The sequence below is a fragment of the Microbacterium sp. SL75 genome, from assembly GCF_026625865.1.
GTDB lineage: Bacteria > Actinomycetota > Actinomycetes > Actinomycetales > Microbacteriaceae > Microbacterium.
The window spans coordinates 919,707-941,193 of record NZ_CP113067.1 but is presented as its reverse complement, the minus strand read 5'-3'; the positions used below and the strand labels follow the sequence as shown (position 1 = coordinate 941,193).

Below are 21,487 nucleotides of genomic sequence, written 5' to 3'. Positions count from 1 at the left end.
CCGCTCGCGGGCTCGGACGCGCCCTCGACGTCTTCGCCTCACGATGACGCGGACGGCCCCGCAGCGGCCGTCGAGAAGCGCGGCGCCGGCTCTCCCGCAGCGGATTCGAATTCGTCCACGGGAATCGGGTCGGAGGCACCGTCGCGCCCGGATCCGGGGCACGTGTCCGAATCCGTCGAGCTCGCGAGCCCTTCGCTCGGTCCGGAACAGCAGAGCGTGACGTCGGATGCCGCGGCGACCGGCGTGCGCCGAGGTCTGCCGCGCGAGCCCGGCGGGGAGCCCTGGCCTCCGGCATCCGGTGCTGCATCCGGTGTGCGCTCGGCGTCGGATTCGGGAGTGCGCAGCGGAATCGGGTCGGAGGCGCCGTCGCGTCCGGATCCGGTGCACGCGTCCGAATCCGCTGGGGCGTCTGCGGCGACAGTCCCCGCCGAGCCGGCTGACGGCGCGATCGGCGCGACCTCGGTGCCCGTGCCCCCGGCCGAGGCACCCGGGGCCCTCGCGCACCCGGCCCCGCGGCCGCCCCTCACCGTTGCACGCACCGTCTGGCCCGGCGCCGCGGCCCGTCGCTCCGCGACTCGCGCGGTACCCGGCGCGAAGCCCCGGGTAGCCGCCCTCGGCGACTACTCGCCCGTCCAGCTGCTCGGATCGACCGCCGTTCTCGGCGTCTTCGCACTCGCTCTCGTGGGCATCGTCGTGCTTCTCGCGCGATTCGTGCTCGCGATCGGCCCCGGGCGGGAGTTCCTCGCGGCATTCCCGGGCGAGTACCACCTGCCCGCATCCGCTCCGGTGGGGCTTCCGGCGTGGCTGAACTGGTCGCACTTCCTCAACAGCTTCTTCCTGCTGCTGATCATCCGCACCGGGTGGCAGGTACGCCGAGAGAAGAGGCCCTCGGCCTTCTGGTCGCCGCGCAACAACAAGAAGCGCCGCATCAGCCTCGCGCTGTGGTTCCACCAGGCGCTCGACATCCTCTGGATGGCGAACGGCGTCGTCTTCGTGGTGCTGCTGTTCGTCACCGGGCAGTGGATGCGGATCGTGCCGACGTCGTGGGAGGTCTTCCCCAACGCGCTCTCGGCCGCGCTGCAGTACGCCTCTCTCGACTGGCCCACCGAGAACGGCTGGGTGAACTACAACAGTCTCCAGCAGCTGTCGTACTTCGCGATCACCTTCGTCGCCGCGCCTCTGGCGATCGTCAGTGGTGTGCGTCTGTCGGGCGTGTGGCCCAAGAACGCCGAGAGGCTCAACCGTCTGTACCCGGTCGAGTGGGCGCGCAAGGTGCACTTCCCCACGATGCTCTTCTTCGTGGCGTTCATCATCGTGCACGTCGCCCTCGTCCTCGCCACCGGCGCCCTGCGCAACCTGAACCACATGTACGCCGCGCGCGGGGCGGTCGATCCCGAGGCGTTCGTGAGCGATCCCACCGGATTGCTGATCTTCGCGGCATCCCTCGTCGTGATGGCCGCGGCCTGGGTGGCCGCGCGCCCCGCGGTGCTCGTGCCGATCGCGCGCCTGTTCGGCGAGGTCAAGCAGCGCTGACGCTGCCGCGGGTCGCCGTCCCCGGGATCACGAGCCGGCGGGCCAGATCACGAGCCGATGCGCGGCATCTCGGGTCGTCTCGGGGAACGCGGGTGGTCCCTGTAACTCCCCTGGTGGCCGCTCGGGCCTCAGACGCGACCGTTCGCGCGCAGCCCCGCGGCGATGAGATCGAGGCCGAAGGTGAAGTCGTCGGCGGAGGATGCAGCGGTGAAGGGCGTATCCCGTGCTCCCTCTCGGGCCCCGGCGCTGTCGTACTGCAGGCGCTGCTGCTCGTGCCAGACGAACCCGAGGACGTAGTGCAGCACCGTGGTGGCGACCCGCCGAGCGGTGTCGGGGGCGAAGCCGTCGGCGGCGACCGCCTCGGTCAGTCGGTCGAGCGCGAGGGTCGAGCCCAGGCCCAGAGCGAGCGTGCTCGAGACGACCTCGGCGCCGTCGCGGTAGGCCAGTAGGGCATCGCGCAGGGCACCGGCCCGAGAGCGGAGGTCGTCGGAGGTGCCGGATGCCATGCGCCCCACGATCCGATCGGACAGCTCCGCGAGCAGGGACTGCTTGTTGGGGAAGTGCCAGTACAGGGCGCTGGCCTGCACGTCGAGGGCGGTTGCGAGGCGACGCATCGTCAGGTCGGGGAGGCCGTGGTCGTCGAGGATCCGCAGGGCGGTGCGCGCGACGTCGTCGGCCGTATGTCCTCGCGGTGCCATGAGTCTGAGTATAGTGAACGCCGTTCAGGTGAACAGTGTTCAGGTACCCGATCCGAAAGGCCCCCATGCGCCGCTCCCTCGATGCCACCGACCTCGCCCGCGTGGCCGTCTTCGCCGCCCTCATCGCCGTTCTCGGGCTCCCCGGGAGCTTCCCGGTCTTCGGCGGCGTGCCGATCACCGCACAGACCCTCGGGGTCATGATCGCGGGTGCCGTCCTCGGCCCGGCGCTCGGCGCCCTCTCGGTCACGGTGCTGCTCGCCCTCGTCGCGGCGGGCTTCCCGCTGCTCGCGGGCGGACGCGGCGGCATCGCGGTCTTCTTCGGGCCCACGGCGGGCTACGCGCTGGGGTGGATCCTCGGGGCGGCGGTCATCGGCCTCGTGGTGCACGCGGGCGGACGGCGGCCCGTCGTCTGGCGTACGGGTCTGGCCATGGTCTCGGGCGGGATCGTCGCGATCTACGCCGTCGGCATCCCCGTGCAGAGTCTCGTGACCCGGCTGCCGCTCGGGGAGACGGCGCTGTCGAGCCTGGTCTTCGTCCCCGGAGATCTGCTCAAGGCCGCTCTCGCGACCGTCGTGGTCTCGACCCTCGTCCGCGCCTACCCGCGGGGCTTCCGACGCGACTGGGGCACTCCGGTGCGCCCCGCGGCGATCGCCCGCGCGTGAGGCCGACGATCCGCGGAGGAACCGTCCGCTGCTCTCGCCTGGCCGCACGCCTCGACGGCCGAGACGTCCTCCGCGACGTGACCCTCGACCTCGATGCCCGCACGATCGCCGTGATCGGCGACAACGGCTCCGGCAAGTCGACCTTCGCCCGCGTCGTCGCGGGGCTCGTGCCCCGGTCCTCGGGCGCGCTCGAGGTGCTCGGGGCGGATCCGGCGACGGATGCCGCGACCCACCGCCGCCGCATCGCCCTCGTGCTGAGCAACCCCGACGCGCAGATCGTGATGCCGGTCGTGTCCGATGACGTCGCCTTCTCGCTGCGTCCCGAGCGCCTGCCGAAGCCCGAGCGGGCGGCGCGCGTGGCCGCGGCCCTCGAACGGTTCGGTCTCACCGACCTCGCGGACCGTCCCGCCTCGGACCTGTCCGGTGGGCAGAAGCAACTGCTCGCGCTTTGCGGCGCCTTCGTGCGCGACCCCGCGCTGGTCGTCGCCGACGAGCCCACGGCCCTCCTCGATGCACGCAACGCCCGCCGGGTGGCCGACCATCTGCTCGGAGACGGACGCCACCGCGCGCTCGTCGTCACCCACGATCTCGCCCTCGCCCGACGATGCGAAGCCGCGGTGCTCTTCGCGGACGGTCGCGTGCTCGCCGCCGGCGCGGCATCCGGGATCGTCGATCGCTATGAGCGGTCGCTGACGTGCTGACCGTGTATCGGCCGGGGACGGGGGTGTTTCATCGGCTCCCCGCCGGCCCGAAGATGCTGGCGGTCGCGGTGCTCGCCCTCGCGGTGGCGGTGCTGCCGACCACCCTGTGGGCCGCGGGGGTCGCGGCGGCGGCGGCGGGGGCCTCCTACGCGGTGTCGGCTCTGGGTGCTCGGGAGCTGGCCAGACAGACCTGGGCCCTGCGATGGATCGTCGTCGTCACCGCGGCGGGGCAACTGCTCTTCCTCGGCATCGAACCCGCCGTCGCGAACACCGCGCGCGTGACGGCGGCGCTGCTGATCGCGGCCCTGCTGCCGTTGACGACGCGCGCGGACGAGCTGCTCGACGCCCTCGAGCGAGGACTCGCCCCGCTGCGGCGGGTCGGAGGCGATGCCGAGCGCGCAGCGCTGCTGCTCGCCGTCACTGTCACGACCGTGCCGGTGCTGGCGCGACGGGCTGCCGAGGTGCGCGAGGCGCAGAGGGCCCGCGGTGTGCGGCCGTCGCTGCGACTCTCGATCGTGCCGTTCCTCGTGCTGTCGCTTCGGCACGCCGACCAGCTCGGCGAGGCCCTCGCCGCCCGCGGGGTGCGCTGAGTCGGCGTCGAGACCGCGGGCGCCCACCGTCGGTGCGATGCGTCCTCTTCGCCGAACGGCTGCGGTCTCGACGCGCGAGAGCGGTGGCAAGGCGCGGACGACGCGACCGCGGCGTCAGTACCCCGCGCGATGACCCGCCGCGTCAGCCCGCGGCGGCCCGCCCCGCGGCGAAGCCTTCGGCATAGGCCTCGTCGGCTCCCTGACGGAACATGTCCCGCACGGGATCGCGCACGATCGAGCGTGCTCCGGGCAGGTCGAGCTCTCCCACCAGGTCGCCGCGGCCGCGCACGACCGCCACGGGGCGGCGCGCGGCCTTGCCCTTGACGAGGTCGGTAGCCGCGGCGATCTCGTCGGCCACGCAGGGCAGGGTCACGACGAGGGGGCGGCCCTCGGCATCCACCGTTCCGCGCAGGTCTTCGAACACGTGCACGCCGCCCGCGCCGATGGCGTGATCGGTCTGGCCCTCGCGCCAGGCGCGGCCGAGCGTGTCGGTGATCAGGACGCCGACGTGGGCCCCGGTCGCGGCGCGCAGCCCGGTCGCCAAGGCGCGCGCGGAGGCGTCAGGGTCGATCGGCAGCAGCAGCACGGTGCCCTCGGGGGTGTTGCTCGCGTCGACGCCGGCGGCGGCCGAGACGATGCCCAGGGGGTTCTCGACGATCCGCGTCACGTGCCCGGTGGGGGAGGTGCGCGATGCCACGAGACGCACGGTCTCGCGCGTGATGGCGTCCTCGCGGTCCGCGGCGCGGATGATCCGGCCCTCGGCCTTCGACACGATCTTGCTGGTGACGACCACGATGTCGCCGTCGCGGAGCGACCCGTCGACACCGTCACGCAGGGGTTCGGTCGTGGCATCCAGGATCACCCGGACGAGGTCGTCGCCCGCGGTGATCTCGGGAATGCCGTCGAGGGCCCAGATCTGCAGCACGTCAGCGGACGAAGCGCACCTCGGTGAGCTCCTCACCGAGGAAGGGCTGCACCTGAGAGGCGCCGTCGAGGGTGAAGCCGTTGCGCGTGTAGAAGCGGTGCGCGCGGGGGTTGTCATCGGCGACCCAGAGGTACACGCCCTCACCGTCGTCGATCGCGGCGTCGAACAGCTGCTGGCCGATACCGGTGCCGTGGTACGCGTCGAGCAGGTAGATGAAGTACAGCTCGCGCTCGCGCGGAGCGTCGTCGTCGCGCGCCGGGCCCGAGCCGACGAAACCGACGATCTCGCCGTCGACGAGGGCCGCGTGCATGCGGTAATCCTCGCCCTGGGAGGCCCAGTGGGTCCAGAGTTCGGCCATGCGGCGAGGCGAGACGGCCTCGAGGGCGGCCTTGCTGATCAGGTGGTCGTAGGTCTCGTGCCAGCAGGTCGCGTGCACGCGGCCGAGGGCCTCGGCATCCACGTCTCTTACCGGACGGACGACGATGTCGGTTCGGGCTTCCGCAGTCATGGCGCGACTCTACGCGGGCGCTCGTCGCGGGTGAAATCGAGGCGCTCCGGCTCTCGGATGCGCTATACGCCGAGCTGGCCACCTTGTCGCTCGTCTACAACGGGATCGCCGATCCGTGGTCGGATCGCTACGCTCGCCCCTCGTGAACGTCCTCTGGCGCACCCTGCTGGTGCTCGCTCGTGCCCGCCGTCGTCTTCGTCGCGAAGGTCCCATCGATCCGAACACCGTGGCCCGCGTGTCGATCCGCGTCCTGCCCACCGACATCGATCTGCTGCGCCACCTGAACAACGGACGGTACCTGTCGCTGTTCGACCTCGGGCGGTGGGATCTGTTGACCCGCACCGGTCTGCTCGCCGCGATGACGAAGCAGGGCTGGTACGCGGTGGTCGCCGCCGAGACCATCACGTTCCGTCGTTCCCTCGAGCTCGGGCAGCGGTTCGTGCTCGAGACCCGTCTCATCGGGCACGACGATCGCGCGGTCTACCTCGAACACCGCGCGCTGGTGAGGGGCGAGATCTACGCCCGGGCGATGATCCGTGCCCGCATCCTCCGCCGTACCGGCGGCACGGTCCCGCACGACGAGCTGTTCGCCGCCGTCGGGCGCCCCGAGGGGCTGCCCGACATCGAGTCGTGGGTGCACGACTGGGCGGCGGGTTCGGCCCTGCCGTCGACGAAGCGCCCCGCGCCGAGCGTGTGGGGGTGAGGGTTCACCCCTCCTATGCGCGGCAGGGCGCGGCGCAGTCGAGACGCGGGGTCGGGGCCACCGGTGCTAAGACCGGCCCTACCGGTCCAAGCGCGCGTCGAGCCAGGCGACCTGGCGCATCCAGTGGCGGTGGCCGCCGCCCTCGTGGCCGTTGTAGGTGTACTCCTCGATCGCTGCGTCGTCGGAGGCGAGTGCGTGGAACGCCGCGAACACTCCGGACGGTAGAACGATGTCGTCCATGAAACCGACGGAGAAGTAGGCGGGCGCGCTGATGCGGCGCGCGTGGATGGCGCCGTCGATGTGCGAGAGGGTGTGCAGGGCGCGCTCGGCCTCGTCGCGGTGCACCGACAGGTACCGCGTGATCTCGGTGAAGGGTGCCGACGGCGTGCGGACGATCGCGTTCGGGATGTCGCACAGGAACGGCACGTCGGGCATGACCGCCGCCACCGCATCGCCGCTGAGGGCGGCCGCCGCGATCGACAGGGCCCCGCCCTGGCTGCCCCCGGTGACGGCCACGCGAGAGGGATCGACGCCGGGGAGCTCGCGCACCACATCGACGAGACGTGCGGCGTCGGTGTAGAGGCGGCGGTAGTAGTAGTCGCGGGGGTCGAGGATGCCGCGCGTCATGACACCGGGGAACGCAGCCGCCGAGCCGTGCGGGTCGGGGGTGTCGCCTTTGCTCCACGTGGAGCCCTGGCCGCGCGTGTCCATGATGACGTGGACGTATCCGGCTGCCGCCCACGACAGCTTCTCGCCGGGCAACCCACGGCCGCCGCCGTAGCCGATGTACTCGATGACGGCGGGGAGGACCTCGTCGCCGTGCGGCCGCACGACCCAGCCGCGGATCTCGTCCCCCGCGAAGCCGGTGAACGTCAGATCGTGAACGCTCAGCGCTCTGACGGGGGCCTCGACAGGGGTGAGGGACGCGGGGCGGGCGGACTCCCGGGCCGTGGTCAGGGTCTCGCTCCAGAAGTCGTCGAATCCCGCGGGCTCCACCAGGGAGGGGCGGTACTCGCGCAGCAGGTCGAGTGGCATGTCGGTGAAGGTCACGGCCATGGACATCGACAGTAGCGGGCACGGCAACGCCCCGACTCCACGAGGGTGATCGGGGCGTTGCGGGTGCTCAGTTCGTGAGCAGGGTGAGGCCGTAGGCGTCGAGGATCTCGTTCACCGGCTGGAACCAGGTCTGACCACCACTGCTGCAGTCGCCCCATCCGCCGGAGGTCACGCCCTGGGCTTGATCACCGGCGAGGAGCGAACCGCCCGAGTCGCCGGGCTCGGCGCACACGGTGGTCTCGATGAGACCGTTGACGGTGTCGCTGCCGTACTGCACGGATGTGTCGTAGGCCAGGATCTCGCCGCAGTGCCATCCGGTGGTCGACCCGGACCGGCAGACCGTCGCTCCGACGGGGGCGGGCGTGGAACCCTTGACCGCCACGTTGCCGCCCGACCAGTCGACGACCTCGCCCAGGGGGTTGTGATTCGGGGTGGAGACCCAGGCGTAGTCGTTGTCGGGGAACGACGAGCCCGCGAAGGTGCCGTAGTTCGTGCTCTCGCCCTGGCTGCCGCAGTGGCCGGCGGTGACGAAGCCGCCCACGACAGCGAAGCCGATCGAGCAGCGGTACTGGTTCGAGATGTAATACGCGATGCCGCCGCGCAGGTCGTCGAAGGTCTGCGGCGTGCCGCCGGCCGTCTCGACGCGCACCGCGTCGGCGTCGACGCCGAGGCCGGTCACGAAGGCGGTCACGCTGGCCTCCGAGCCCGGGAGGGCCTCGACGACGACATCGTTGGCCGCGACGTCGACGTGCCACGAGGCGACCCCGGCGGGGCGGTCTGCGGCGCTGACACGCGCGGTGACACCCTCGAGCTCGTTCAGCGAGTGCTCGGCCGCGACCGGAACGGCACCGGCGTTCGCGACGAGGGCGCGGGCGACCTCGCTGGTCGCGGCGGCGTAGACGGCGCGGCTGCTCTCATCGATCCACGAACCGGCGTAGGCGTCGCCGGCGACAGCCGAGGCATCGGCCGTGAGGGCGGCGGCGTCGGCCTGGAAGCGCAGGACGTCCTGCGCGCCGGCGACGTCGGTGCCGAGGGCTTCGGCCATGGCACCGAGCAGCTGCGTCTCGGAGGAGGGGGAAGACGCGGCGGGTGACGGTTGGGCCAGTGCGGGCGCTGCGGCCGCCGAGACGAGGATCAGCCCGAGGGCGGACGCGCCCACGGTCATTTTCGATATGCGGTTCACGGAGTGACCTTCCATCCAGGGGGATAAATGGTGTGGGTACCCGCCGGAAGTAAAACATCGTTGTGGCCGTAAAACGCAGTCGCGCAGCTTTCTTTCAGTTGCCTGTTGCTTCTGTGAAGCTTCACATCGCCCGCTCGAAACGCACAAAGTGGCGCATTCATGCATTGACTTTGCCGTTGGGAATCTCAGACACTACTCATAGTGAGCGCTCACATTCAGCGCCGCTGCACGCCGGCTGTCAGCCGGCCACCCATCGTCGAGGAGGACGATCATGGTGCTGTCACGACCCCATCTGCCCGGGGGACGGATTCGACGCGCGGGCGCGATCGCCGCAGCCGCCGTCGTCGTTCTGACCGGCCTCGTTCCGGGTGCCGCCGCGTCGGCGGCACCGCTGCCCGCGCCGCTGGCGTCGTACGACTTCGCCGCCACCTCGGGCACCGTCGTTCCCGATGCCTCGGGTCACGGTCGCGATGCGACCGTCGTCGGCGCCGGGGCGACGGTCGAGGGCGACGCCCTGTCGCTCCCCGGCGGCGCGGCGGGTTCGTCGGCGGCGTACGTCGAGCTGCCGAAGGGATTGTTCGACGGCAAGAGCACCGTCACCGTCTCCGCGTGGCTGCAGGACCGCACCGGCTCCGGCAACCAGGCCGCGATGTTCTTCGGCACCACAGAGAACCTCCCCCAGCAGTACTGGCTGCTCAACCCCGCCAATCCGGCCGGTCAGGTCAAGTCGGTCCTCACCGACGGGCCGCGGATCGCCCAGCCCTGGACCCTCGAGCGCGGGATCGCTCCGACTGACGGCACCCGCGGCATCCCGGGTCCTTCCTCGACGTCCGAATGGGCGCTTTACACCACGGTGATCACGCCCACCTCGATCACCTCCTACCTGGGCGAGACGAAGATCGGCACGGTCGCCACCTCGCGTTCGATCGCCGACTTCGGCTCCGGTCTCGTGGGCTACATCGGTCGTTCGTCCTATCCCGATCGCTCGTGGAAGGGCGGCGTGCGCGATGTCGCGATCTTCGACAGCGCGCTCAGCGACGACGACGTCAAGGCGCTCGTCGCGCAGGGCACCCCGACGAACGCCCAGGACGTCGACACCGCCGCGAAGGCCCTCTCGATCCCGGATGCCGACGACGTGCGCGGCAACGTGACGCTGCCCACGGTCGGGTCGAACGGCACATCGGTGGCGTGGTCGTCGTCGAACGCGCAGGTCGTGACCCCGACCGGCGAGGTCGCGCGACCGGCCACCGGGTCGGCGGCCGTGACCGTGACGCTCACCGCGACGGTCGCGAAGGGGTCGAGCGAGACCACGCGCACCTTCGACCTGGTCGTCCAGCCGAAGCCCGCGCAGCAGAAGCTCGAGGGCTACTTCTTCCCGTTCTTCACCGGTGAGAGCACGACAACGGACGAGGAGATCTCGTTCGCCACGAGCCGCGGGAACGACCCGAAGAGCTGGCTGACCCTGAACGACGGGCAGCCCGTGCTCACCTCGGACCAGGGCGAGAAGGGCATCCGCGACCCCTTCGTGATGCGTTCGCCCGACGGTGACCGCTTCTACATGCTGTCGACCGACCTGAACATGTACGACCTCTACAACGGCGACTTCGGCCGCGCACAGGAGGTCGGCAGCCGCACGCTCAATGTCTGGCAGTCCGACGACCTCGCGACCTGGAGCCCGCTCCGGCAGATCACCGTGTCGAGCGAGCTGGCCGGCAACACCTGGGCCCCCGAAGCCACGTGGGACGCCGACCGCGGTGAGTACGTCGTCTACTGGGCATCGAACCTGTACCCGAGCGCGTCCACCGCGGGCCGGAAGGCATCGGACACCTACAACCGCATGATGATGGTCACCACGCGCGACTTCGTCACCTTCAGCGAGCCGCAGCCATGGGTCGACGTCCAGCGCGGCGCGGGTAAGGGCACGATCGACGCCACCGTCGTGCGCGACGGCGACACGTACTACCGCTTCATCAAAGACGAAGCGTCGATGACCGTGCGCCAGGAGCGCTCGACCTCGCTCACCGCGACCGTATCCGGCTCCCTTCCCACCCCGACCTCCAGCCCCGGCTGGCAGCTCGTGAAGGAGCAGATCGGCGTCGGTCAGCCCAACCCCTGGGGCGGGACGTTCACCAACGGCGAGGGACCCACGGTGTTCGCCGACAACGCCGAGGCCGGTCACTGGTACATGCTCATCGACCAACCAAGCTACCACGGCGGTCAGGGCTACATGATGTTCGAGACCCGAGACATCGGTTCCGGGAACTGGACGTCGGTTCTGGATGCCACCCTCCCGGCGCGTCCGCGTCACGGAACCGTCCTGCCGATCAGCGCAGCGGAGCAGCAGCGGCTGCTCGCGGCGTACCCGACGGACGAGACCGCGGACTACTCGATCACGGCTGACCCGAGCCAGAACGGCGCCGAGATCGATGACGCGATGTACGGCGTCTTCTTCGAAGACATCAACAATGCCGCAGACGGCGGCCTGTACGCCGAGCTCGTGCGCAACCGCTCGTTCGAGTTCCTGCCCGTCGACAACCGGGGCTTCACCGGGATGACCGCGTGGACGCCCGTGGCCCTGGGCGGCGGTGCGGGATCGGCGAAGCCGGTCGACGACGACGAGCGCATGAACGAGCGCAACCGCACCTACCTGCAGCTCGACCTGAACAGCGGCGCGGGGACGTACGGCGTGGAGAACGCGGGCTTCGACACCGGGGTGGCCCTCACGAAGGACGGCGTCTACGACGTGTCGTTCTGGGCGCGCACCACCGCGACCAGCGGTACCCCCGTCTCGCTCGCGCTGCGCTCCGCCGACGGCTCGGTGCTGTCGAACCCCTTCACCGCGACCGTGGGCGGAGACGGCTGGGTGAAGTACCGCGGCTCCGTGACGGCGACGGCCACGACCGACGCCGCGCGCGTGCTCGTGCAGGCGGCAGGGGCGGGAACGCTCCGGCTCGACGAGGTCTCGGTGTTCCCGCGCGACACCTTCAAGGGCCGCGAGAACGGCCTGCGCAAGGACATCGCGCAGAAGATCGCCGACCTCCACCCCAAGTTCGTGCGCTTCCCCGGCGGCTGCATCGTCAACGTCAACAGCCACGAGGACTACTCGGCCGACTCGAACTGGGAGCGCGCCCGGTCGTACCAGTGGAAGGACAGCGTCGGCCCGGTCGAGACCCGAGCCACCAACGCCAACTTCTGGGGCTACAACCAGTCGCTGGGCTTGGGGTACTACGAGTACTTCCAGTTCGCGGAAGACATCGGCGCCAAGCCCGTCCCCGATGTGCCGGCCCTGATGAACGGCTGCGGTCAGGCCCTCCAGCCGACCGACCCGGCCCTGCTCCAGCGCCACATCCAGGACACCCTCGACCTCATCGAGTTCGCCAAGGGCGACGTGACGACGACGTGGGGCAAGCTCCGCGCTGACATGGGCCACCCCGCCCCCTTCGCGCTCGACCGCATCGAGATCGGCAACGAGGAGAACTACCCCGAGGCGTTCATGGCGAACTTCGTGCAGTTCCGGGATGCCATCACGTCGAAGTACCCCGACATGATCCTGATCAGCAACTCGGGCCCCGACGCCGAGGGCGCGAGTTTCGAGAAGCACTGGGAGCAGAACAGGGCCGAGAAGGTCGACATGGTCGACGAGCACTACTACCGCGACCCCTCGTGGTTCCTCTCGCACAACCAGCGGTACGACTCGTACGACCGGGGCGGACCCAAGGTGTGGATCGGTGAGTACGCCTCGCGTGACAACCGGTTCGCGAACGCTCTCTCCGAGGCCGCGTACATGACGGGCCTCGAGCGCAACGCCGACGTGGTCAAGATGGCGTCGTACGCGCCGCTGCTGGCCGACACCAGCAACGTGCAGTGGAGCCCCGACCTCATCTGGTTCGACCGCGACCAGGTGTGGGGCTCGGCGAACTACGAGGTGCAGAAGCTCTTCATGCGCAACGTCGGCGACCGGGTCGTTCCGACCACGGCGGGCGGAGACCTGGCATCCACCGCTGTCTCCGGTGCCGTAGGGCTGTCGACGTGGAGCACCTCCGCCCGCTACGACGACGTGAAGGTCACGACGCCCGACGGGAAGACGCTCTTCTCCGACGACTTCGCCGACAAGAACGACGACGGATGGACCAAGCTCGCGGGCGCGGGTTCGTGGTCGGCCGCCGACGGCAGCTACGTGCAGTCCTCGACGACGGCGAACAACACGCTGGTCGCCGGTCCCGCACTGACCGCCACCGACTACGACGTCTCGCTCAAGGCCACGAAGCTCGCCGGCGCCGAGGGCTTCCTCGTGGGCTTCGGCGTGAAGGGGTCGGCCGACTACCTGTGGTGGAACCTCGGCGGATGGGGGAACACCCGCAGCGTCGTGGAGAAGGCCGTGGACGGTGCGAAATCGATCGTCGCCGACACGGGTACCCCCCGCGTCGAGACCGGTCGGACCTATGACCTGCGCGTCCAGGTGCGCGGCGCCCAGGTGACGCTCTTCGCCGACGGCGTGCAGCAGGGGCAGTTCTCCAACACGGCGGTCGAGCCTTTCGCCCAGGTCATGACGAAGGACGAGTCAACGGGAGACGTGATCCTGAAGGTCGTCAACGCCCAGGCCAAGGCGGCGGTGACGAAGGTCGATCTCGGAGGGCTCACGGTGCTCCCGACCGCGGACGTGACGACCCTGCAGGCGGCTCCGACGGCGCTGAACACGGCGACGTCGACGCCCGTGGCCCCGAAGGCCTCACAGATGCCGGTCTCGAACTCCTTCACGCACTCGTTCGAGCCGTACTCGGTCACGTTCGTGCGGATGCACACGCGTCCGGCCGACAAGACGGCGCCCACGGTGGCCGTGACGGCCGATCCGATCTCGCCCGATGGAGCCGACGGGTGGTACGTGTCGCAGCCGACGGTCACGGCTTCGGCGACCGACGACCTCGACCCGGCGCCGCGCCTCGAGTTCAGCGCCGACGGGGGGACGACCTGGGCGACGTACACCGGCGCGGTGACCCCGGCGGAGGGGACGTGGAACCTCGCGTTCCGCGCGACGGACGCCGCGGGCAACGTCTCGGAGTCGGTGACGGCGGCGGTGAGGATCGATCGCACCGCCCCGGCGACGACGGCGACGGTGGATGCCGCGGCCCGCACGGTGACACTCCTCGCGAGCGACAGCGGGTCGGGAGTCGCGCGCCTCGAGTACCGCGTCGGCGACGCGGCGGCCTGGACGACCGCGTCCGGGGAGCGGGCGGTCGCGAGCGTCGGTGCGGGCGTGACCACCGTGTCGTACCGGGCGGTGGACGTGGCCGGCAACGTCAGCGGGATCGGATCGACCTCTGTCGGCGCGAACGCGGGAGACCCGACTCTGTCGGTCTCGGGCGACCTCACCGCCGGCGGGGTCATCACCGTGTCGGGCACGGGCTGGCCGGCGAACGCCGACGGTGAGCTCGAACTGCGCTCCACTCCGGTCCAGCTGGGCACGGTCCGCACCGACGCCGCCGGGGCGTTCCTCGTGAACGTCACGCTCCCCTCGGACAGCCCCGCGGGCGTCCACCGGGTGATCGCGCGCATCGGCGGCGTCGAGGCCGCGGTGGGTATCGAGGTCACGGCTGCCGCCACGGGCACCACCCCCGTCGTTCCCCCGGCTCGGGACGACGCTGCAGATTCGAGCACGGCACCGCTTGCGGTGACCGGTGGTGCGGTCTCGGGCGCGGCCCTCGCCCTGGGACTGCTCGCGGTCCTGGTCGGGGCGGCCCTGAAGCGCCGCCGCCGGGCGATCAGCTGACGACGGAGTCGAACGGTGCCCCGGCCGTCGCAAGGCGACCGCGGCATCCCGAACAGGGGACTGGCAAAGACGATGCCCCGGCCGCGGTGAGGTGACCGCGGCATCCCGGACAGGAGACGGGGAAACGGTGCCCCGGCCGCCGTAAGGTGACCGCGGCATCCCGGACAGGAGGCTCGAAAAAACGGTGCCCCGGCCGCCGTGAGGCGACCGGGGCACCGGGGTACCGGAGGGGGATCAGCTGGTGAGCAGGCGCAGGCCGTAGGTCTGCAGGATCTCGTTCACGGGCTGGAAGTACGTCGTTCCGCCGCTCGAGCAGTTGCCCGAGCCGCCCGAGGTGACGCCCTGGGCCTGGTTGCCGGCGAGCAGTGAGCCGCCGGAGTCGCCGGGCTCGGCGCAGACGTTGGTGCGGATGAGGCCCGAGACCGATCCCTCGGCGTAGCGCACCGTGGAGTTGTAGGCCTGGATCTGGCCGCAGTGCCAGCCGGTGGTCGAGCCCGAGCGGCACACGGTCGCGCCGACGGCGGCGGCGGTCGAGCCCTTCACGGCGACGGAGCCGCCGGAGTAGTTCGACACCGAGCCGACGGGGGTGTGGTTGGGCGTGCTGACCCAGGCGTAGTCGTTGCCGGGGAACGAGGAGCCCTGGAACGTGCCGTAGGTGGTGCTGTCGCCCGCGTCGCCGCAGTGGCCGGCGGTGACGAAACCGCCCTGCACCGCGAAGCCCACCGAGCAGCGGCTCTGGTTGTTGATGTTGTAGGCGATGCCGCCCTGGATCGTCGCGAAGGTCTCCGGGGCCTCGGCTCCGGTCTCGAGGCGCACGGCGCCCGCGGGGGCGTCGAGCGTCGCGACGAAGTCGGCCGCGGCCTGGTCGCCGCCGGCCACTACGTCGACGACGAGGTCGTTCTGCTCGACGTCGATCCACCACGAGGGGATCGCGTCGGGAACGGGGCTCGCCGCAAGCTTCGCGGCGAGCGCCTCGAGGTCGTCGAGGGAGTGCTCCGCGGCGACGGGGACGGCGCCCGCCTCGGCGGCCGCTTCGCGAGCGGCATCCGTGGTCGCCGCGGCGTACACGGTGCGCGTCGACTCGTCGAGCCAGGTGCCGGCGAAGGCGTCGCCTGAGACGGCGGCGACCTCGTCGGCGGTCCCGGCCGCGTCGGCCTGGAAACGCAGGACGTCCTGCGCTCCGGCCACGTCGGTGCCGAGGTCGGCCGCCATCGCTTCGAGCAGCTGGGCGTCGACTCCGTCGACGGCCGCGCCGGGCGATGACGTGGGGGTCTGCGCCAGCGCGGGAGCGGTGGCGGCGGTGGTCAGGAACAGGCCGAGAGCGGTGGCGCCCACGACGGTTTTCGATATGCGGTTCACGTGGAGTGACCTTCCATCCAGGGGGATAAATGGCGGGGTACCCACCGCCATGAAAACACGACCCGGACGAAAAGCGAAGGAATTCCTGTGAATTTCTGATCAGAGTGCAAATATGTCGCCCATTCGGGGGACACGCGATTCGGCCCCCGTGAGCTGCGACCCGGCCGCCGATCCGCGGGTTGCGCGGCGGGCCGCCGAGGTGCCGCGCACGCGCTAATTAGGCTGACGGGCATGAGCACGAACGACCCCGGCGCCCCCGTTCCCGCGCTCTCTCCGGGCCTTCCGGCCCGCGCCGCTCGCGTCGCCGCGACGTTCTCTCGACGAACGGTCCCCGCCTCCGTGCCGCGTCGTGGCGAACTGCCCGCCGACCCCGCCGCCGCGGCGTTCCTGGCCGCAGCGGTCGACGGCGTCTCCCGTCCGGAGTCGCTGACCTCGGCCGCCTCCGCGCTGCACCGGCTCGCCGGCGACCTCCCCGCGTCTCTCCCGTGGTTCGTCCGCGGTGCCCTGCAGCTCGGCGGAGCCGTCGCGCCCGTCCTGCCGAGTCCCGCCGTACCCCTCGCTCGCCGCGCGCTGCGCGACCTCCTCGCCGCCCTCGTGCTCGACGCGCGCCCCGAGCGGCTCAGCCCCGCGCTCGATGCGCTCGGCTCACCGGTCGAGGTGCGCCTCGTCGGTCCCGCCGTCGTGGGCGACGCGGGTGCGCGACGCCGGGTCGACGGCATCCGTTCTCTTCTCTCGCGCGAGGACGTCCCGCGGGTCTGTCTCGCGATCTCCGATGTCGTGGTCACGCCGTCGCCGTGGGCCTTCGATGCCGAGGTCGAGCACGCGGCCGAGCGGCTGCTGCCGGTCTTCCTCGATGCGCTCGCCGCGCGCACCCACGTCACCCTCGTCGCCGAAGGACGCGACGACCTCGATCTCACCGTCGCGGTGCTCACCCGCGTGCTCGAGGAGCCGCGCCTCACCTCGCTCCGGGCCGGTGTCCAGCTGCCGGCGGCGGTCGCCGAGGTCCCCGAGGCCGTCCGGGAGCTGTCGGCGTGGGCGCGCGTGCGCACCTCCGAGGGCGGCGCCCGACTGACGCTGCGTCTGAGCGATGCCCCCATCGAGACCCCGGATGCCGTGTCGGCGGCGCGCCACGGGTGGCTCGCCCCGGCGGTCACGGCTCGAGACGACGTGGATGCCGCCCTCGTGCGCGGCCTGCGCGAGGCCCTGAGCCCGAGGGGGATCGAGGGCTTCGCCCTGGAGCTTGCGACCGCCGACCCCGAACGTGCCGCCCTCGCCCTGTCCCTCGCGACGGAGGCCGGGGCCGAGCTCGCGCTCGCCGTGCCGCACACCGCGCCGTGGACACCGGGGGAGGGGCACCTGTGGACGGCGCCGACCGCGTACCCCGACGACGTCGATGCCGTCGTCGCGCGCCTCGCCGCCCGCTACGCGATCGCGGTGGCCGGTGCCCCCGACCTGCCGCTGGCGGTGCCCGCGTCGGAGGATGAGCCCGACGAGAGCACGCCCGAGGACGCCCCCGAGACCGCATCCATCGCGGCCCGCGCTCGACGCGCCCTGGCCGCAGCCGACCTTCCCTCGCCCGCCGTGCGCGCTCCGCAGCGCGACACCGAGGCCGATCCGGCGATCCTGCGCGAGCGCGCGGCCGACGACGCCGCCGAGCCCGGACTCACGCAGGCGGTGCTGGGCATCGCGCGCGAGGCCGCGGCATCCGCCGACACCTCCGCTCTGGGCCCCGACGTGCAGCAGATGCTGTTCGGCGGACAGGCCTTCGTCGACACCGCCGTGTTCTCGGCTCGCGAGAGCGCGGAACTCGCGGGCGGCGCACCCGGGTTCCGCAATGTGCCCGACACCGACCCGACGCTCCCCGCCGACCGCGCCTGGTCGATGGCCGCCCTCGGCCGGGTCGCCGGTTCGACCGCCGGAGACGCCACGGCCGCCGCGGGACGCATCGACGACGAAGCGGGGCTCGACGCGGTCATCGACCGCGTGCGCACCGCCGCAGAGCCCTGGGGTGCGCTCGCCGCCGCCGACCGGGCCGCTGTGCTGCAGTCGGTCGCACGCAGCCTCGAGCAGCGCCGGGGCGAGCTGATCGAGGTTCTCGCCTCCGAGGGCGGGGCTCTGCTCGCCGAGGCCGACACCGAGGTGAGCCAGGCCGTCGACGCCGCCGCGTACTACGCCGCCACCGCGAAGGAGCTCGATCGCGTGCCCGGGGCCGTGTTCGTACCCGATCGGCTGAGCGTCGTCGCCCCGCGTTGGAACGCCCCGGTCGGGCTCTGCGCCGCCGAGGCCGTCGCCGCGCTGGCCGCCGGATCCGGGGTGCTGCTCACGCCCTCGCCGCGCGCACGGCGCTGCGGAGCCGTCGTGGCCGAGGCTCTCTGGGCCGCGGGGGTGCCGCGCGACCTGCTCGCCTATGTCGACCTCAACGAGGACGCCTCGGGCCGCGCGCTCATCGCCCACCCCGGCGTCGACCGCGTGCTGCTGGCGGGAGCCCGGACGACGGCCGAGCGCTTCGCCGCCTGGCGACCGGCCCTGCCCGTGCAGGCGCTCACCGCCGGGCGCAACGTCGCGATCGTCGCCCCCTCCGCCGACGTGGATGCCGCCGTCGCCGACATCGTCGCCGGGGCTTTCGCCCGAGCGGGCCAGGCCGCCACGGCCGTGTCGCTCGTCATCCTCGTCGGGGCGGTCGGTCGCTCGCCGTGGTTCACCGAGCAGCTCAAGGACGCGGTCTCGTCGTTGCGTGTGGGTCCCGCCGACGACCCGCTCTCCGACATCGGTCCGCTCGTCGAAGAACCCGCGGGCGAGGTGCGACGCGCCCTGACCGTCCTCGGCGACGGCGAACGCTGGCTCGTGGAACCGCGAGAGCTCGACCTCGGACCCGACACGGCCGGCCGCTTCTGGTCGCCGGGCGTGCGTACGGGCGTCACCGCCGGGTCTCACCTCACCCGGGCCGCGGTCGCGGCGCCGGTGCTCGGCATCCTGCACGCTCCCACCGTGACACGCGCGATCGAGCTGCAGAACGCGATCGGCTCGGGTTTCGTCGCCGGTCTCCACACCCGCGACGAGGCCGATCTCGAGCTCTGGCTCGACACCGTCGAGGCCGCCGTGCTGCGGGTCAACCGTCCCTCGACGGGGGCCGTCATCCAGCGCGAGCCGCTCGGCGGGTGGGGCGAGGCGTCCGTGGGCGACGGGGCGATGTCGGGCGGGCCGAACCGTCTCGTCACCCTCGGATCGTGGCGGCCGTCGTCAGGAGGGGCGTCGTCGTCGACCCTGCACCTGCGCGGACTCGACTCGCGCATCACGGCCCTGATCGAAGCGGCCCAACCGACCCTGTCGTACGAGGCGTTCGACTGGCTCCGTCGGGGCGCCCTCGCCGACGCCGTCGCGTGGGATCGCGAGTTCGGCCGCGTCCGCGACGTGTCGCGCCTGGTCGTCGAACGCAACCTCCGGCGTTACCGTCCGGTCGATGTCGCCGTGCGCGCCACCGCCGACGCCGCGTGGGAGGCGGTGCTGCGCGTTCTGGTGGCCGCGGTGCGCTCGGGCTCGGCCTTCAGCCTCAGTACCCCGGTGGGTCTTCCCGCCGCCGTCCGACACCTGCTGGGCGACAGCGGGGTCGCGGTCTCGGTCGAGAGCGACGCCGAGTGGTTGCAGCGTCTGGCGGGTGGCATCCCGGATGCCGCCGACGGCGATGCCGAAACCCTCGTCGTCGCCCCGCGCCCCGGGCGCCTGCGCCTCGTGGGCCCCGCCGAGACGGTGGCGACGCTGCGCGCGGCCGTTGCCGAGACGGTCGCGGGCGATGTCTCGCTCACCGTGTACGCGGACGAGGTCACGACGGCCGGCCGCCTCGAGCTGCTGCCGTTCCTGCGCGAGCAGGCGGTGTCGATCGGCGCGTTCCGCTCCGGCGCCGTCGATGCCTGGAGCGCGTCGGTCATCTGACCGGCCCCGCGACCCGCGCCCGACCCGCGCCCGACCCGCGCTCCGCGTCCGCGGCGGCCTCGCCGAACGACCGCGCCCTCGGCGGTACGGCGCCTCCGCGGGGTTTCGAAAACGTTTAGCGCGGCGCCCGCGCCGGGGTACCGTCGTCGAAACCGCGAGGAGCACCGATGACCGCTGCCCGACTGACCGTCGACCCCCGTTTCGCGATCGGCCCCGTGCGCCGGCGCCTGTTCGGGGGGTTCGTCGAGCACCTCGGCCGCCACGTCTACGACGGCCTCTACGAGCCCGACCACCCCGAAGCCGACGAGCGCGGGTTCCGCCGCGACGTGATCGCCCTCGTCCGCGAACTCGGGGTCTCGACGATCCGCTACCCCGGTGGCAACTTCGTCTCGGGCTTCCGGTGGGAGGACAGCGTCGGGCCCCGCGCCGAGCGGCCTCGTCGCCTCGACCTCGCGTGGCACTCGACCGAGACGAACGAGGTCGGCCTGCACGAGTTCTCGGACTGGCTCGAGGCCGTCGGCAGCGACCTCATGCTCGCGGTCAATCTCGGCACGCGCGGCACGCTCGAGGCGATCGACCTGCTCGAGTACGCCAACGTCCCGGGTGGGTCGGCGCTGTCGCAGCAGCGCATCGACAACGGCCGCACCGCACCGTTCGACGTGCGCGTGTGGTGCCTCGGCAACGAGATGGACGGCCCGTGGCAGCTCGGCCACCGCTCCGCCGACGACTACGGAAAGCTCGCCTCCCGCACGGCGAAGGGCATGCGCCAGCTCGACCCCTCGATCGAGCTCGTCGTGTGCGGCTCGTCGGGTGCGCAGATGCCCACCTTCGGCGAGTGGGAGCGGGTGGTGCTCGAGCACACCTACGACGACGTCGACATGATCTCGTGCCACGCCTACTACCAGGAGCACGACGGTGACGCGGCATCCTTCCTCGCCTCCGCCGTCGACATGGATCGCTTCATCGAGGCGGTCGTCGCCACCGCCGACCACGTCGGCGCGGCGCGCGGCAGCACGAAGCGCATCGGCATCTCGTTCGACGAGTGGAACGTCTGGTACATCGACCGCGTGGATGCCGTGAAACCCACCGCCATCGACGACTGGCCGATCGCCCCGCGCCTGCTCGAAGACGTGTACTCCGTCCTGGATGCCGTGGTCTTCGGCAGTCTGCTCATCTCGCTTCTGAAGCATGCCGACAGGGTGGCGTCGGCGTCTCTCGCTCAACTCGTGAACGTCATCGCGCCGATCATGACCGAGCCCGGCGGCCCCGCCTGGCGCCAGACGACCTTCTTCCCCTTCGCGATCTGCTCGCGCCTGGCTCGAGGGCGAGCGGTGCGACTACCCCTCGAGGCCCCGACGCTCGACACCGCCCGCTACGGGACGGTGCCCGCGGTGGATGCCGTGGCCACCGTCGACGACGAGGCCGGAACCGCCGCGGTCTTCGTCGTCCACAGGGGGCTCGAACACCCCGTCGCCGTCGACATCGACGTCAGCGCCCTCGGCGAGGTGGAGGTCGTCGAGACCCACCTCCTCCACGACGACGACCCCGGTGCCGCGAACACCCTCGACGAGCCCGAGCGGGTGCGGCCGCGGGCGGTCGAGACGCGCCTGGTGAACGGCATCCTGTCGGTGTCCCTCCCGCCCGTCGCGTGGATCGCGCTGTCGCTGCGGCGCACGGGCTGAGGGACGCGGGTCTCGCGGGACGACCCTCTTCGCGCGCGCAAGGCGCGAGGCCCGGGCTTTCTCGCGGGACCACCGGCGGCAGGGCGGACCGCCGCGTCGCGCCGCTCGCCTCCGCGCGCACACGCGTGCGACAATGACACCGGCGTGCTCGGACCGACCTTTCCCCGCACGGCGCCACATGCAGTTGATG

General features: G+C 71.8%; 14 protein-coding genes. 8 read left to right on the top strand and 6 right to left on the bottom strand.

Going from position 1 to position 21,487, the window contains the following annotated elements; translation table 11 throughout:
* Positions 1 to 162 precede the first annotated feature (162 nt).
* Positions 163 to 1,533 (top strand): cytochrome b/b6 domain-containing protein, encoded by a 1,371-nt coding sequence (locus OVA17_RS04240; protein WP_267788396.1) that lies wholly within the window; start codon positions 163 to 165, stop codon positions 1,531 to 1,533.
* Positions 1,534 to 1,661: 128 nt separating this feature from the next.
* Here OVA17_RS04240 and OVA17_RS04235 read toward each other — a convergent pair whose 3' ends face one another.
* Positions 1,662 to 2,231, bottom strand: a complete 570-nt coding sequence (locus tag OVA17_RS04235) for a TetR/AcrR family transcriptional regulator C-terminal domain-containing protein (protein ID WP_267788395.1) — start codon at positions 2,229 to 2,231, stop codon at positions 1,662 to 1,664.
* Positions 2,232 to 2,296: 65 nt separating this feature from the next.
* Here OVA17_RS04235 and OVA17_RS04230 point away from each other — a divergent pair, with 65 nt between their 5' ends.
* From OVA17_RS04230 to OVA17_RS04220, 3 genes are read left to right on the top strand one after another with little or no spacing between them, the layout of a single operon-like run.
* The gene (locus OVA17_RS04230; RefSeq protein WP_267788394.1) at positions 2,297 to 2,893 is read left to right on the top strand and encodes a biotin transporter BioY; all 597 of its coding nucleotides are present in this window, start codon (positions 2,297 to 2,299) and stop codon (positions 2,891 to 2,893) included.
* Positions 2,890 to 3,594, top strand: a complete 705-nt coding sequence (locus OVA17_RS04225; RefSeq protein ID WP_373459397.1) for an energy-coupling factor ABC transporter ATP-binding protein — start codon at positions 2,890 to 2,892, stop codon at positions 3,592 to 3,594. Before OVA17_RS04230 ends, OVA17_RS04225 begins: the two co-directional genes overlap by 4 nt.
* Positions 3,588 to 4,184: an energy-coupling factor transporter transmembrane component T gene (locus OVA17_RS04220; protein WP_267788393.1), complete on the top strand. Its 597-nt coding sequence runs from the start codon at positions 3,588 to 3,590 to the stop codon at positions 4,182 to 4,184. The genes OVA17_RS04225 and OVA17_RS04220 overlap by 7 nt, the downstream gene beginning before the upstream one ends.
* A gap of 142 nt (positions 4,185 to 4,326) precedes the next feature.
* On the opposite strand, the gene cofE is transcribed toward OVA17_RS04220, so the two are convergent.
* Complete coding sequence (gene cofE / locus OVA17_RS04215; protein WP_267788391.1) at positions 4,327 to 5,109, bottom strand: coenzyme F420-0:L-glutamate ligase; 783 nt, start codon at positions 5,107 to 5,109, stop codon at positions 4,327 to 4,329.
* A gap of 1 nt (position 5,110) precedes the next feature.
* Positions 5,111 to 5,617: a GNAT family N-acetyltransferase gene (locus tag OVA17_RS04210; protein WP_267788390.1), complete on the bottom strand. Its 507-nt coding sequence runs from the start codon at positions 5,615 to 5,617 to the stop codon at positions 5,111 to 5,113.
* 142 nt (positions 5,618 to 5,759) lie between these two features.
* Between OVA17_RS04210 and OVA17_RS04205 the strand changes: the two genes are divergently transcribed.
* Entirely contained in the window at positions 5,760 to 6,320 is a 561-nt protein-coding gene (locus OVA17_RS04205; protein ID WP_267788389.1) for an acyl-CoA thioesterase, read from the top strand.
* Positions 6,321 to 6,398: 78 nt separating this feature from the next.
* On the opposite strand, the gene OVA17_RS04200 is transcribed toward OVA17_RS04205, so the two are convergent.
* A complete protein-coding gene (locus OVA17_RS04200; RefSeq protein ID WP_267788387.1) occupies positions 6,399 to 7,376 on the bottom strand; it encodes an acetylxylan esterase in 978 nt (325 codons plus the stop codon).
* Positions 7,377 to 7,443: 67 nt separating this feature from the next.
* The gene (locus OVA17_RS04195; protein WP_267788384.1) at positions 7,444 to 8,559 is read right to left on the bottom strand and encodes a S1 family peptidase; all 1,116 of its coding nucleotides are present in this window, start codon (positions 8,557 to 8,559) and stop codon (positions 7,444 to 7,446) included.
* A 271-nt stretch (positions 8,560 to 8,830) separates the two neighbouring features.
* Here OVA17_RS04195 and OVA17_RS04190 point away from each other — a divergent pair, with 271 nt between their 5' ends.
* Positions 8,831 to 14,326, top strand: a complete 5,496-nt coding sequence (locus OVA17_RS04190) for an alpha-L-arabinofuranosidase C-terminal domain-containing protein (protein WP_267788382.1) — start codon at positions 8,831 to 8,833, stop codon at positions 14,324 to 14,326.
* 234 nt (positions 14,327 to 14,560) lie between these two features.
* On the opposite strand, the gene OVA17_RS04185 is transcribed toward OVA17_RS04190, so the two are convergent.
* Positions 14,561 to 15,685: a S1 family peptidase gene (locus tag OVA17_RS04185; protein ID WP_267788380.1), complete on the bottom strand. Its 1,125-nt coding sequence runs from the start codon at positions 15,683 to 15,685 to the stop codon at positions 14,561 to 14,563.
* 231 nt (positions 15,686 to 15,916) lie between these two features.
* On the opposite strand from OVA17_RS04185, the gene OVA17_RS04180 reads away from it, so the two are divergent.
* Both OVA17_RS04180 and OVA17_RS04175 read left to right on the top strand, forming a co-directional pair.
* Positions 15,917 to 19,615 (top strand): aldehyde dehydrogenase family protein, encoded by a 3,699-nt coding sequence (locus tag OVA17_RS04180; protein ID WP_267788378.1) that lies wholly within the window; start codon positions 15,917 to 15,919, stop codon positions 19,613 to 19,615.
* A 167-nt stretch (positions 19,616 to 19,782) separates the two neighbouring features.
* Complete coding sequence (locus OVA17_RS04175; RefSeq protein WP_267788376.1) at positions 19,783 to 21,297, top strand: alpha-N-arabinofuranosidase; 1,515 nt, start codon at positions 19,783 to 19,785, stop codon at positions 21,295 to 21,297.
* Positions 21,298 to 21,487 lie beyond the last annotated feature (190 nt).